A 13207-nucleotide genomic window follows, 5' to 3' on the forward strand; every position below is an offset into this window, starting at 1 on the left:
ATCTTGCCCATGTATTTCTAATGTCGTAATTAAAAATACAAAAAAGCCCTCGTTCTACATAGTAGAAAAAGGGCTTTTGCTTTTGGGTCACCCTCATATCAATGCTGGGATTCTGCGAGTTTCATGGCTTCGAATTCGGCCAGGACTTTCTGCACCTCGAGGCTTGATAGTCTGGATTTTTCCATGACATACTCACCATATTTGTGGTACTCTGCCAGTAAATATTCTTTATCTGACTCCGAAGCTGCCTGATAAGTTACGCTCCAATTATCATTGGCCTTTTGAATAGATGCCAGCGTTTTGGCACTGTATAGTGCTTTTATTATTTGTTCCTTATCCATTTTCTCTCTGGTTATTCGTTTAAGATTTTTAACGCTTTTTTTAGATTTTCGATATCTTCTTCGAGAGCGTTCAGCCTGTCCAGGTACTGGTTTTGAAGTTGGTCAGTAAGCCCGCCGTTTCTTGCGAGATTATATAACAACAGTTTGATTTCTCCTTGCTCAATAATCTTTCCGGCAATCAAATGCCTGATTTTTTCTTTCATAGATACTGATAGTGCGTGTAATCCTTCCCTAAATTTAGCCACCTTCCATCTCTAAATCAAGCTACTTTAAATCGCCGAAAGGTTACATTTTGCTAAAACTGCATTTCGTATTTCCCGAAATAGGAGGTATTTTTATAACGTTTTTTGAAATTATCTGCATCATCAAAAATTCGTTTTGAAACAATTTCCTATCGTGAGATCTGCGTGGTGTGCTGCGGTTCTTTTTACCTCCCTTTCATTTCAAGGTTTTAGTCAAGTTGCTGATTCATTGGTGGTTGTTAGCCCGGATAGTGCCTATGCGGCATTATCGGAGACAGAACGGCGCTTCTCGCGTAATGCGGTTGCGGGTCTGCAAGCTGCCGACGGGCTCGAAGCGACGCTCTTTGCTTCTGAGCCTAATGTGATCAATCCGATCAATATCGACGTCGACCATCGCGGACGCGTGTGGGCGTGCGAGGCATACAATTACCGGCCTGCTGTAAACGGTAAATCCGAACTCGGGCAGGGCGACCGGATCGTGATTTTGGAGGATAAGGATGGCGACGGCAAAGCGGATGTTACCAAGGTCTTTTACCAGGGCCCGGAGCTTAATGCACCGCTGGGGATTTGGGTAATGGGTAATAAGGCGATTGTGTCGCAAAGTCCCTACGTGTGGCTTTTTACGGATACCAATGGCGATGACAAAGCCGATACGAAGGAGATTCTTTTCAAAGGCATTGGCGGCTCACAGAATGACGCGGGTGTGCATGCATTCGTGTTCGGGCCGGATGGTAAATTTTATTTCAATTTCGGTAATGCAGGAAGGCAACTGGTGGACGGGCAGGATCGTCCGCTGCTTGATAAATATGAAAGGCCAATCGATTTCAGGCAATATAAGCAAGGCGTAGTGTTTCGCTGCGAACAGGATTTTACCAAAGTCGAAATCATGGCAGAAAACTTTCGCAATGGCTGGGAAGTGGCTGTGGATAGCTACGGTACCATGTGGCAGTCGGACCAGGAAGAACCTGGGAACGGGGGCGACCGTGTGTCGTATGTGATGGAGAATGGCAATTTCGGTTATATCGATGAAATGACCGGCGCAAGCTGGCGCCTCAACCGCACCAACCTGGAAGACGAAATTCCCCGCCGCCACTGGCACCAGAACGACCCGGGCGTAGTGCCCGATTTGTTGGAAACCGGTTCGGGTTTCCCAATGGGTATGACGATCTACGAGGGTGATTTGCTGCCACGGCGCTATTGGGATCAGATTTTACTCGCCGATGCGGGTCAGGGGTACGTGAGCGCATTTCCCGTGCAGAATGATGGGGCAGGGTATAAATCAACTGGCATTTTGCCTGTACTCGAAGGCAAGCGCGACAAATGGTTCCGGCCTACGGATGTCTGCGTAGCGCCGGACGGCTCGCTGATCATTTCCGACTGGTACGACCCTGTGATGGGATCTAACAAAATGAAGGACCGCAGCAGAGGCCGCATCTTCCGTGTTGCTCCCATAGGTACACCTTACAAAATACCAGTGTATGACTTGTCTATCCCAGAGCAGGCTGTAAAGGCATTGCAAAGTCCCAATCTGTCGCAACGCTACCTGGCCTGGAATGCCTGCGTAAAGCATGGCTGGGCCGCGGAGCCGTTTCTGGAAGAGCTTTTCAGATTGTATAATGGCAACCCTAAACTCCGGGCCCGCGCTTTGTGGGTACTGAACCGCATCGAAGGTTTCAACTACCGCAATCTCGACATCGCTTTCCGTGAGTTGAACCCGAATTTGCGTATTACCGCCTTGCGCGCCGTACGCCAACGGAACAGCGACCCGACAGAATACATCAAGCGCCTCACTTCCGACAAAGACCCGCAAGTGCGCCGTGAATGCGCATTGGCCATTAACCATAACCATACCTACGAAGCATTGGATGTATGGCTTCAATTGGCGAAACAATACAAAGGCAACGACCGCTGGACTGTGGAAGCGCTGAGCATTGGAGCCTATGACCAATGGGAACGCCTGTTCCCGGCGTGGCTCGAAAGGCAGGGGCCGAAACCATGGTTGAGCGATGCCGGAAAGGACATTATCTGGCTAGCGCGTACACGCAAGGCCATTCCCTATTTGAGTGAACTGGCGGCCGATACGTCGGTCAGCTTCAAAAGCAGGCTGCGTTATTTCCGTTCGTTCGACTTTTTCCATGCCGGGTACGAGAAAACGCAGGCGCTGCTCAATGTTTTGAATGTCCCGTCGTCCGATCGGATTGAAGTGAGCAAATTGGCGTTGCTGCATTTGGATAAATCGTTTGTAACCAACTCCCAGCAGGGGCTCACGGCTTTGAACAAGCTCCTCGACGAAACTTACGGTACCGAGCATTACATTGACCTGATGACACGCTACGAGCTGGAATCGGAAAATGACCGGTTGCTGAAACTCGCATTGAGTAAATCCGATGAGGTGATCGGTCGTGATGCAGGAGCATTGCTACTCGAACAGGCGGGGATTTCGTATGTTACCCAAAAGCTGGCAGGTATGAATGATGAGAAAAAGTCGGCATTGCTGGCTTCCATTCAGACGGTCGGCAGTTCTGAATCTGTATACTTGTTGCGGTCGACCTTACTGAATGCAGGCGAAGCGTTGAGCGTACGGAAGAATGCTGCGCGCTACCTGGGCGCGAGCTGGCCGGGCGAGGAAGCGGTGGTAAAGTTGCTGAGAAACGAACAGATCGATGGAGAAGTGAAGGAAGCGGCGCTGGAAGGAGTTAAGAATGCATTCCGGGAGGAGATCAAGGCGCAGCTGGCCCCTTATTTACCCAAACCCCCTGTGGAAGAAGTGGTAGCCGCTCCGGCGGAGGAGCCCAAGAGTGGTAAGAAGGAACGACGGAAACGGAGAAAAAACCAGTAGAACGAAGATTGAGAGCCGATTTTGGGGTATATTTCCGGACTGTACATCTTTAATTCTGAAACAAAAACATCGAAACATTTATGCTCCGCAGAAATTTTGTAAAATCTACCCTTGGTTTGGCTGGTGCCGCATTCGCAGCAGGAGATGCATTGGGCGCCGCTCCTATGGCCAAAAACAAGTTTAAGCTCAAATATGCTTCCCATTTCGGGATGTTTCAGAACAGCGCCGGTAAGGACGTGATCGACCAGCTTAAATTTATGGCAGACCAGGGGTTCATGGCATTGGAAGACAACGGCATGATGGGCCGTCCGGTGGAGCAGCAGGAAGCCATTGCCAAAGAAATGAGCCGCCTGGGAATGGAAATGGGCGTGTTTGTAGTAGATAAAGGCGGTAATGGTGCCAATACACTGGCCGCAGGCAAGCAGGAATATATCGACATCTTCCTGAATGGCTGTAAAAAAGCGGTGGAAGTTGCGAAGCGCGTGAATGCGAAATGGATGACGGTCGTTCCGGGTGATTTCGAAAGAAACCTGCCGATCGGCGTGCAAACCGGTCACGTGATCGATGCATTGCGTCGCGGTGCCGAAATCCTCGAACCACACGGGCTGGTAATGGTACTCGAACCGCTGAGCGATTCACCCAACCTGTTTCTGAGAACTTCGGACCAGACTTATGAAATATGCCGTGGAGTGAACAGCAAATCGTGCAAGATCCTGTACGACATTTACCACATGCAAAAGAATGAAGGCCGCCTGATTTACAACATCGATCGTACATGGAGCGAGATCGACTACTTCCAGATCGGCGACGAACCGGGCCGTAAAGAGCCTACGACAGGCGAGATCAACTATAAAAACGTGTTCAAATACATCTACGACCGCAGTAAGAAAGAGGGCAAGTCGTTCATTATGGGTATGGAACACGGCAATTCGAAGCAAGGAAAAGAAGGCGAAGAAGCGCTGATCAAAGCCTATGTCGAAAGCGACAGCTTCTCGATCTGATAGCCGATATTTATCTTAAAACCATAAAAAAACCGGAGGGCATTAATGCTCTCCGGTTTTTTTATGGTTTGTAAAGTGGATTAGAGAACTACTACTGAGTTTTCGGTAGCATCTACGCCGGCAGGAACATATTTGTCGGCTGCCCAGTCGTTTTCCCACTTTTCGCCGTCGAGGATATAACGGAACTGATATTCTCCGGCTCCCAGTTCGAGGCTGGTTTTGAATGAACCGTCTTTTTGTTTTTTCAATGCGATCGCTTCTTCGGGATTCCAGCCATTGAACTCACCTACGAGGGCAATTTTCTTCGCGTCAGAAGCCGCCTCGGCAGGAACTGTAAACGTCACTTTGAAAACAGACTTACTTTTTACAAACTGTTTTGCTAATGCCATAATTGGTAGTGTTAATTGGTTGATGGCCCAAAGATACAATCAAAAATTATTCAAATCAATGAATATCAATATACTGAATGTTTGTAATCTTTGAAAAGTTATATAATAACATTTTTGGCGACATTTTTTGATGTCGTGCCTTCAGCCTATCTGAGCGTGTATCTCATCCCTAAAAATGCCCTGATGCCCTGATTTGGCGCATAAACGTACGATGGATCGAATGTCAGGCGGTAGGGGTTATCGGGTGTGGCAATTACTTGGCCTTGCTCGTCAAATTTTACGTTTTTGTCGAAAGGGTCGTTCGCGCGGGCAATCGAATTGGCGGGCGGAGTGAAATTGAGGAGGTTCTTAACACCCCCGTAAATTTCCAGTCCATTATCAAATTTTTTGGTTACCTGGATATTCTGTAACGACCATACCGGCGAGTTCGCAGCGCGGGGATCGGTATCACTCAGGAGCGGCAGGCGCATAGGGCCGTAAATGTTCCCGGTATAGTCGAATGAGAGCCCGGCCTTCTGGATTTCGTAGGAAACCGACCAGGTTCCGGTGAACTTCTCGGTGAGTACCGGCCTGAAACGCACACCGTTTTCCTTCTGGAAGTTGTCCATGTAGGTCCCACCGGCGATGATTTTCAGCGGGAAGGGGAAGTTGAAATCCAGATTCATGCTGATACCTTTGGAAACAGCATAGCCATCAAGGTTATCATAAATAATTTCGTTCGGATTGGTGTCGTAATCGGGCAGGATACGGTTGGTGAAGTGGGTATAGAATACCGAAGCGTCGATTCCGATGAACGAATTCCCTGTAACAATCTTTTTCACCCAGTTGATATTCGCATTCCAGCTTTGCTCGGGTTTCAAAGCCTCTTTCAAAATAACCTCGCGCGAACCTGTCAATGCCGCGTGGTCTTCGGTAAACAGGTTCACGATCCGGAAACCGCGGCCGATGTTGAGCCGTATCACGTCCGTCTGATTGAACTTGTATTTGTAAGCAGCCCTTGGCGTGAAAATGCTTCCGTGCCGGCTGTTGTAGTCGTACCGCGCGCCCAAAAGGATAGCATGCGGGCCATTTTTGTACTCGTCCTGGATGAATATGCCGGGGAGGTAAATCTTGTCGGCATGATCCTGGCCGTCGGAGTAACGTGTAGCCGGGGTATTATCATTGTAAAAAGTGTAGCGGAATGGCGTTCCCATCAGCAGGCTGTGCTTGCCGATCTCCTTATCCCACAAAAACTGCGCGAATGCGATCTTCTGGTCGGCATTGAACGGAACGTGGCCATACGCCGAGTTCTGGTTATGCGAGCTGAAAGAATATTGCAACGTCACTTTCTCGTCGAACGGAAGCTGGTAGTTCCCTAAAAGCTCGAAGCGTTTGGTATAAATGCTTTCGCCATAAACCTGGTCTCCGCCGCGGTACGACCGGTTCCATTGCATTTGTCCGCCCCAGCGGTCTTCGTAATAATAGCGCGCAGCTACATTAGCCTGCTTGTTGTTTTTGAGGTCAAATGACCATTTGTTGAAAACCGAAATGCGGTTCTGAAGCGTAAGGTCGGTAAAGCCGTCGTTGTTGTTATCGATCGGATTTTGGTAATTGAAGTAGTTGATACCGAGTAAAGAGCTGCTTTTGGCACTTGGAGTGAACTTCACGCCGAGGTCCACATTATAGTCGCGCCACGTAGTACCAAATGCATCGGCAGAAAATACCGGTGCTTTCGAAGGGTTTTTGGTGATAATATTGATCAAACCACCGACAGCCTCTGAACCGTATAGAGTAGACGCAGGTCCTTTCACAATCTCCACGCGCTCAATCAGGCTGTTGGGAATACCCGAAAGTCCGTAAACCGTCGACAGCCCGCTCACCATTGGCATACCGTCGATGAGTACCATCGTGTAGGGCCCTTCCAAGCCGTTAATATGGATATCGCCCGTGTTGCAGACATTGCAATTCAGCTGCGGGCGAACGCCGTTTACATAGCTAAGCCCCTCGAAAATGCTGGGGACCGGGTTTTTATAAATGAATTTGGAGGTAATAATGTCGACCGGTACAGGGCTGTCGAGCTTCGATACTTCTTTCATGGTTCCCGTCACAACTACTTCTTCCAATGCATTGGCGCCGGATTTCATCACGAAATCTTTTCTGACATCCCGATCGATCCGCACGTTCTTTTCAGTGATCGTAGGCAGTGAAACGTAGCTGACGCGCACGGTGTAGGTGCCTTTGGGAATGCCCGTAAGTCGGAAATAGCCTGCGGTATCGGCCGTGGTACCGGTTTTTAGTTCGTTAATATAAACCGATGCTCCGAATGCCGGATCGGCCTGGCCATCCAGGGAAATCTTTCCGGAGAGCGAAAACTGGGCCCAGGCACCGAATGGCAAACAACTGAACAATAGGAGTATGCGTAGCTTCATAGTACGGCCGAATTATTAATTTATTTGTATCTGAATATAAATTTAGACAAACCTAAAAATAAAACTTGATATATGAAAATTAAAAATTTGGTTACTTTTCGTTTTTGCCTGGAAACTATATTCGGTATTGCGGTAGTTAAGGCTACTGATGAATGGAGATTTAGTATAAACCAATTTAACCCACTATGCTCAAAAGATTTCTGAAACCGATCAAACTGCCCGCTTCCGTGGATTGGGCGGTGCTGATCCTGCGGGTAGGGGTTTCGTGCCTCATGCTCACACACGGCTACGCCAAACTGAACAACTTCCTGGGAGGCGACCGCGCATTTGCCGATCCGATCGGGATAGGCGAGGAACTGTCCTTTATACTGACTATCTGTGCCGAGTTCGGCTGCTCGATCCTCATTATCCTGGGCCTCGGAACCCGTGCGGCACTCATTCCACTGATCATTACGATGGTGGTAGTGGCGACGATAGTTCACGCCAAAGACCCGTTCGATATGAAAGAGCATGCCCTGCTGTTTTTCTTTCCTTACATTACATTATTTCTGACAGGCCCGGGACGATTTTCGGTTGATAGTAAATTGTATCGTTAACAATAAGGCTCATTAAAAAACAAAAAATGCCTTCCGGTATCGGAAGGCATTTTGCGTAAACAGCCTATTGCGACCATTTCGTAGGCTGACGGTCCCAGCGGTGGGCTTTCATTTTTTCGGCCACCGCAGCATCGAGCCTTACGCCGTCGCTTACGGCGACGTTCGAGCGTACGTGCGGGAGCTTGCGCATGCCCGGGATCGTCGTGTGCACGTCGGGATTGTTGAGTATAAAACGCAATGCGAGTTCGGGCATCGTCATGCCTGCCGGGATATCGGCACGCAATGCTTCGGCATGGTCCACACTTGCATTCAGGTTTTCGGGTACGAAGTAGGTCGAGCGCCAGTCGTCGGCCGGGAATTTGGTTTCCTTGGTCAACAGGCCGGTGAGCGTACCTTCATCGAAGGGCACGCGGGCGATCACGCCGATGTCGAGTTTCCGGCAAAGGGGGAACAGATTATCCTCCGGTGCCTGATCGAAAATGTTGTAAATCACTTGCACTGCGTCGATCAGGCCGGTTTCGAGCGTTTTCAATGCATTATCCGGTTCCCAGCGGTTGATGCTGATCCCCCATGCTCCTACTTTCCCTTCTTTGGTGAGTTTTTGAATCGCTTCTTTCCATTCGCCCTCTTCGGCCCAGGCATCTTCCCATACGTGGAATTGCAGCAGGTCGATCTGCTCGGTGCCGAGGTTTTGAAGGCTTTTTTCAGTGTATTCGACAATGTAATCGGCCGGGAATACGTCTTTCAGTGCGAATTCAGGGCGTGATGGCCATTGGCGGTTTTTGGGTGGTATCTTGGTGGCGGCGTAAATCTTTTTATCGGGATTGCGTTTGATCAGTTCGCCAAGAATGCGTTCGCTCAGGCCTTCGCCGTAGCCCCAGGCAGTATCGAAGAAATTGACACCCGATTCGACGGCCAGGTCGAGGGAGTCGTCTGTTTCCTTACGGTCGGAGCCTGTCCAGCCCGCAAGTCCCCACATTCCATAACCTACTTCGCTGATTTCCCAGCCAGTTCGTCCAAAACGACGTTTTTGCATTGTAATCTGATTTTAGTGTTTGACCAATAAAGAACTTCTCTGCATTTATTTAACATAGAACGGATACCTTTGCAGCACTTTTTTATTAGTGAGCCTTCTCGCTATCGTTCCTCAAAAACAGGGTTTAAGTGAAAGAAAAGGGGTTGATTAACGCATTGTTGATGACATTTAAAAGAATTACCGGGATTGTGTTGGTGATTTGTGTGGCCGGTTTGACGAACCGGAGTGAATCTTCCGATAAAATTGCAGAATACTGCCGGACTTTCCATCAAATCCAGATGGATATCCGCGATAATGTAATCACGCCCGATTCGGCCCGTGCGGCATTTGCGGCCGTAATGCGGAATTTTCGCGCTGAATTCAGAAGGGATACCTGCCGATCCATCGACTCATCCTATTTTGTTTATCCGATCAAAGGCTACACGGCCAGGGAGTCGGTGGGTTCCAGGGGGCGTGGTTACCGGCCCAATGGCTTCGACCTTTTCGATATGAGTGTGACTGGCAGCCATCCGGCCCACGATCTGTTTGTACGCGACAAGGACCAGGACGTGCTCGACGACCGTACCTGGCAGCCTATTGACGTGCTTGCATTCACGTCGGGGATTGTCGTAGCTACCGAAACCAGCTGGAAATATGACAGTGAATACCGCGGCGGCAACTGGATATGGATTTACGACCCTTGCCTAGATGGCCTTTTCTACTATGCTCATAACAATATCGTAGAGGTGCAGCCCGGCCAATGGGTGAACGCCGGCGACAAGATTTCAGAGATGGGACGTACCGGCTACAATGCCTACCAGAAGCGCTCACCCACGCATTTGCATTTGATGTTCCTGCAACTCGATGTTGATGGGCTGCCTATGCCGGCCAATACCTACGAATGGTTGAAAGAAGCTGCTGTGAAAGACGGTTTGGGGACTGAGTAATTGGGATTTGAAGTAGATATTCAATATATTGTACTTCACTCCATTACTATTCCTTAAACAAAATTTTATGAACAACCGCCGTTCCTTTTTCCGGAAGAGTGCTGCCTTGGGTATGGGCGCTTTCGGGATCAACAGCCTTTTCAACCAGCTCCACGCCGAGCAATTCCTCGAAGCAGAACAACTTTGGAACCCCGCCAGCGAAAGCAATGAAGAATACTGGTCGGTGATTCAGGACGCTTACACGGCCAGCAAAAGCGAAATCATTATCCTCAACAACGGAGGGGTTTCTCCTTCACCGATGGTAGTGCAGGAGGCTCTGGACAAATATAACAGAGCAGCCGCGCAAGGGCCGTCGTACTATATGTGGCGCATTATGGATAAGGGCCGCGAGCCGCTTCGCCAGCGGTTGGCCAAGCTGGCTGGGACCGACGCCGAGGAAATCGCAATCAATCGAAACGCGACAGAGGCATTGAATACCATCATTTTCGGTTTACCATTGGAAAAAGGCGACGAGGTGATTGGTACTTTGCAGGATTACCCGAATATGGTACAAGCCTGGAAACAGCGCCAGATGCGGGACGGCATCGTATACAAGCAGCTTTCCTTTGACTTTCCTATTGAAAACAAGGACCAAATCGTCAAAGCATACGCCGATGCGATCACTCCCAGGACAAAGATCATTCACGTAACGCATATCATCAACTGGGTCGGGCAGATTATGCCGGTCAAGGAGATTTCCCAAATGGCACATGCCAAAGGGATCGAGGTCGTTTGCGATGGTGCGCACACATTCGGATTGCTGGATTATAAGATTCCTGACCTGGAATGCGACTATTTCGGTACCAGCCTGCACAAGTTTCTGAGTGCGCCGGTGGGCAGCGGGATGATGTGGATCAAAAAGGATAAAATCGGGAAAATATGGCCGCTGCTTTGCAACAGCGAACCAAAAAGCGGAAATATCCGCAAGTTCGAGACGCTCGGTACGCGCAGCTTCCCCATCGAGCAGGCGATAGGCGAGGCGATTAATTTCCAGGAAGGTATTGGCAACAAGCGCAAGCAGGACCGCATTCATTACCTGAAAAAATACTGGGCCGAAAAAGCCGCGCAAATCCCGGGGGTGAAAATCCATACCTCGTTGAAACCTGAATTCTCCTGCGCGATCGCGGGCGTCAGCATCGAAGGTATGAAACCCGAGGAGCTCGACGGTAAACTGATGAAGGATTATCAGATACATACCGTGGGCATCAATTGGGAAAACATCCATTGTGTGCGCGTGACGCCGCACGTGTACACGAAAACCAGCGATCTCGACAAGCTGGTCGGCGCCATCGAGAAAATCGCGAAGAAGGCCTGATATTTTTGAGTATTAATGTACATGGAGCATAGCTGGGTTAGCTACCGGCTATGCTCCAATTTTTTTGCCGCCTGTAAGTCCACAGGTTAGGATATCCACCGAAAACGCCACTGGCACGAATCATAAGCCAACGGCCGTTTTCATGCATTACTTTTGAAAAATCCTCAATAGAAAATCAACATTATGACACAGTTACGAAAGGGCTCTTTTATCAAAAAGGTAAAGGACATCGGCATGGGCGGTGCATTGGCGCTCGCATTGCTGTCGGGAACGGCGCTCGTTTCCTGTTCTTCGAATGATGATGAATCGGAATACAGTTATGAAGAAACGACTTACGGTAAGGGAATCCGGTCGCATATCAAGGAAGTGAGCCCGGGAGAGTTTAAAATTATCAGCGAGGAAAACGTCCCGGCTGACAGCTCCGTGGCGATCGTTTCCTACCTCGATGGCCACAAAGACACGCTGAACCCGATGGCGGCCAAAGCGTTGATCGACCAGGAGATCCGCTCGAACCCGCATATGGGCTATCACAGCGGGCTTTCGAGCATGCTGCTGTACGGCGGAATGGGCTATCTGCTCGGTCGTAACTCCTCCTATTCCTATATGAACAACTACCGCGACAGGATGGATATGGAGCGTAGCAGATCGTTTTATGCGAACCCGGGCGCCTGGGCAAGCTCGCGCAGCGCGACGCTGGGCGTGGAAAGTTCCCGCTCGGTAAGGACCGTGACGACGAGGCCTTCGGGAGGTCGTAAAGGTTTCTTTGGAAGGTCGTCGAGTCGAAGCGGGGGCTAAAAGAGTCCAGCGTTTATGAGCTCTAACCTACTACTCATAGATTCATGAACTCCTAAACTTTAAACTCAAAATATGATAAAATTGAAATCACTGCCCAATCCGCCGCAGGCCGCTTTGCAGAAAGCCGGCTGGGATTGGGCGCTTGGCACCGATACAGCGCCATACGTAGTGAATGACATGGTGATCGTAACCGAGCAGCAGGCCGAAAATTATTACGAAGCAGCCGGTACATTATATGATATGTTGATCGAAGCGGGGCAGCATGCCATCGATCACAACCTTTTCCGGGAAATGGGCATTCCCGAAAACCTGATCGAGCTGATCAAGTTCTCATGGAGCGACGACCGGCAGATACATCTCTATGGCCGTTTCGACCTGGCCGGCGGATTTAATGATGAGCCCGTCAAACTGATCGAGTTCAATGCGGACACGGCTACCTGCATTCCGGAAACGGCCGTGGTACAATGGGCGCATTTGCGGATGAACGGTATGGACGAATCCAAGCAGTTCAACACGCTGTTTGAAAGCCTGGTGGGGCAGTTTGTTTACCTCAAAGAGGAGAACAGTGACCTCACGCCATCCATGTTGTTCTCGGCGATGCGTGGTTATCCCGAGGACGATACCAATGTGGCGGTGTTAATGGAAGCAGCGAAAGAGGCCGGCTTTGACGTCGAATTCGCCTATATCGATGATGTGGAGTTTTCGAATGGCGAAGGTATATTCTACCAGGAGCCGGAACATGGGCACTTTGTCCGGTTTGATTTCTGGTTCAAACTGGTGCCATGGGAGCACATCGGCGGTGGCGAGCCGGAGCTGGCCGCAATGCTGACGGAGATTGTTAAAAACAGGAAGGCGGTAGTGCTAAACCCTGCCTACACATTGTTGTTCCAATCCAAATACATTCTGAAAATCCTGTGGGACCTTTATCCATACCATCCATTGCTGCTGCAAACGGAACGAGAAGTGCTTCCGCATAAAAAATCGGTGAGCAAGGTATTGCTGGGCCGTGAGGGCGCCAATGTGGTTATCCACGACGAAAGCGGAGCTGTGCTGGAAACCGCTGCGGGTGAATACAACGAACAATCACGCATTTACCAGGAATATGTCGCCCTTCCGACCGACGCAGGCGGCCACACCTACCAGGCCGGCGTGTTTTACGCCGGGGAGGCATGTGCACTCGGGTTCAGGCGGGGCGGGAAGATTTTGGACAACACGGCACAGTTTGTGGGGCATGTTGTGGATTAGCAGAATGCGCAAATTTACTTGCCTCGTAATCAGAT

Annotated in this window: 12 protein-coding genes; 7 read left to right on the top strand and 5 right to left on the bottom strand. The window is 49.7% G+C overall.

Annotation, left to right across the window (positions count from 1 at the left end):
* Positions 1 to 98: 98 nt before the first annotated feature.
* A complete protein-coding gene (locus tag CLV60_RS18545; RefSeq protein ID WP_106596878.1) occupies positions 99 to 341 on the bottom strand; it encodes a hypothetical protein in 243 nt (80 codons plus the stop codon).
* An 11-nt stretch (positions 342 to 352) separates the two neighbouring features.
* Complete coding sequence (locus CLV60_RS18550; protein ID WP_106596879.1) at positions 353 to 544, bottom strand: hypothetical protein; 192 nt, start codon at positions 542 to 544, stop codon at positions 353 to 355.
* Between the two features lie 175 nt (positions 545 to 719).
* Between CLV60_RS18550 and CLV60_RS18555 the strand changes: the two genes are divergently transcribed.
* Entirely contained in the window at positions 720 to 3422 is a 2703-nt protein-coding gene (locus CLV60_RS18555; RefSeq protein ID WP_229211036.1) for a PVC-type heme-binding CxxCH protein, read from the top strand.
* A gap of 80 nt (positions 3423 to 3502) precedes the next feature.
* Positions 3503 to 4423 carry a hydroxypyruvate isomerase family protein gene (locus CLV60_RS18560; protein ID WP_106596880.1) on the top strand — a complete coding sequence of 307 codons (921 nt, stop codon included), beginning with the start codon at positions 3503 to 3505 and terminating at the stop codon, positions 4421 to 4423.
* Between the two features lie 80 nt (positions 4424 to 4503).
* Here the strand turns inward: CLV60_RS18560 and CLV60_RS18565 are convergent, their stop codons facing one another.
* Both CLV60_RS18565 and CLV60_RS18570 read right to left on the bottom strand, forming a co-directional pair.
* Entirely contained in the window at positions 4504 to 4812 is a 309-nt protein-coding gene (locus CLV60_RS18565) for an isoamylase early set domain-containing protein (RefSeq protein WP_106596881.1), read from the bottom strand.
* Positions 4813 to 4958: 146 nt separating this feature from the next.
* On the bottom strand, positions 4959 to 7220 hold the full coding sequence (locus CLV60_RS18570; RefSeq protein WP_106596882.1) for a TonB-dependent receptor: 2262 nt from the start codon (positions 7218 to 7220) through the stop codon (positions 4959 to 4961).
* A gap of 185 nt (positions 7221 to 7405) precedes the next feature.
* Here CLV60_RS18570 and CLV60_RS18575 point away from each other — a divergent pair, with 185 nt between their 5' ends.
* The gene (locus CLV60_RS18575) at positions 7406 to 7816 is read left to right on the top strand and encodes a DoxX family protein (protein WP_106596883.1); all 411 of its coding nucleotides are present in this window, start codon (positions 7406 to 7408) and stop codon (positions 7814 to 7816) included.
* Between the two features lie 64 nt (positions 7817 to 7880).
* Here CLV60_RS18575 and CLV60_RS18580 read toward each other — a convergent pair whose 3' ends face one another.
* Complete coding sequence (locus tag CLV60_RS18580; protein ID WP_106596884.1) at positions 7881 to 8852, bottom strand: aldo/keto reductase; 972 nt, start codon at positions 8850 to 8852, stop codon at positions 7881 to 7883.
* 161 nt (positions 8853 to 9013) lie between these two features.
* Here CLV60_RS18580 and CLV60_RS18585 point away from each other — a divergent pair, with 161 nt between their 5' ends.
* The 4 genes from CLV60_RS18585 (at position 9014) to CLV60_RS18600 (ending at position 13172) form a co-directional block, all read left to right on the top strand.
* On the top strand, positions 9014 to 9778 hold the full coding sequence (locus CLV60_RS18585) for a M23 family metallopeptidase (protein ID WP_106597173.1): 765 nt from the start codon (positions 9014 to 9016) through the stop codon (positions 9776 to 9778).
* Positions 9779 to 9845: 67 nt separating this feature from the next.
* A complete protein-coding gene (locus CLV60_RS18590) occupies positions 9846 to 11132 on the top strand; it encodes an aminotransferase class V-fold PLP-dependent enzyme (RefSeq protein ID WP_106596885.1) in 1287 nt (428 codons plus the stop codon).
* Between the two features lie 183 nt (positions 11133 to 11315).
* Positions 11316 to 11927 carry a Cj0371 family chemotaxis-regulating polar lipoprotein gene (locus CLV60_RS18595; protein ID WP_106596886.1) on the top strand — a complete coding sequence of 204 codons (612 nt, stop codon included), beginning with the start codon at positions 11316 to 11318 and terminating at the stop codon, positions 11925 to 11927.
* A gap of 72 nt (positions 11928 to 11999) precedes the next feature.
* The gene (locus CLV60_RS18600) at positions 12000 to 13172 is read left to right on the top strand and encodes a glutathionylspermidine synthase family protein (RefSeq protein WP_106596887.1); all 1173 of its coding nucleotides are present in this window, start codon (positions 12000 to 12002) and stop codon (positions 13170 to 13172) included.
* The last annotated feature ends 35 nt before the right edge of the window (positions 13173 to 13207 follow it).

It is taken from the genome of Dyadobacter jiangsuensis (assembly GCF_003014695.1).
Classification (GTDB): domain Bacteria; phylum Bacteroidota; class Bacteroidia; order Cytophagales; family Spirosomataceae; genus Dyadobacter; species Dyadobacter jiangsuensis.

Coding starts and splice junctions, on each gene's coding strand:
- CLV60_RS18545 (WP_106596878.1), bottom strand. CDS start 341: ATGGATAAGGAACAAATAATAAAAGCACTATACAGTGCCAAAACGCTG.
- CLV60_RS18550 (WP_106596879.1), bottom strand. CDS start 544: ATGAAAGAAAAAATCAGGCATTTGATTGCCGGAAAGATTATTGAGCAA.
- CLV60_RS18560 (WP_106596880.1), top strand. CDS start 3,503: ATGCTCCGCAGAAATTTTGTAAAATCTACCCTTGGTTTGGCTGGTGCC.
- CLV60_RS18565 (WP_106596881.1), bottom strand. CDS start 4,812: ATGGCATTAGCAAAACAGTTTGTAAAAAGTAAGTCTGTTTTCAAAGTG.
- CLV60_RS18570 (WP_106596882.1), bottom strand. CDS start 7,220: ATGAAGCTACGCATACTCCTATTGTTCAGTTGTTTGCCATTCGGTGCC.
- CLV60_RS18575 (WP_106596883.1), top strand. CDS start 7,406: ATGCTCAAAAGATTTCTGAAACCGATCAAACTGCCCGCTTCCGTGGAT.
- CLV60_RS18580 (WP_106596884.1), bottom strand. CDS start 8,852: ATGCAAAAACGTCGTTTTGGACGAACTGGCTGGGAAATCAGCGAAGTA.
- CLV60_RS18585 (WP_106597173.1), top strand. CDS start 9,014: ATGACATTTAAAAGAATTACCGGGATTGTGTTGGTGATTTGTGTGGCC.
- CLV60_RS18590 (WP_106596885.1), top strand. CDS start 9,846: ATGAACAACCGCCGTTCCTTTTTCCGGAAGAGTGCTGCCTTGGGTATG.
- CLV60_RS18595 (WP_106596886.1), top strand. CDS start 11,316: ATGACACAGTTACGAAAGGGCTCTTTTATCAAAAAGGTAAAGGACATC.
- CLV60_RS18600 (WP_106596887.1), top strand. CDS start 12,000: ATGATAAAATTGAAATCACTGCCCAATCCGCCGCAGGCCGCTTTGCAG.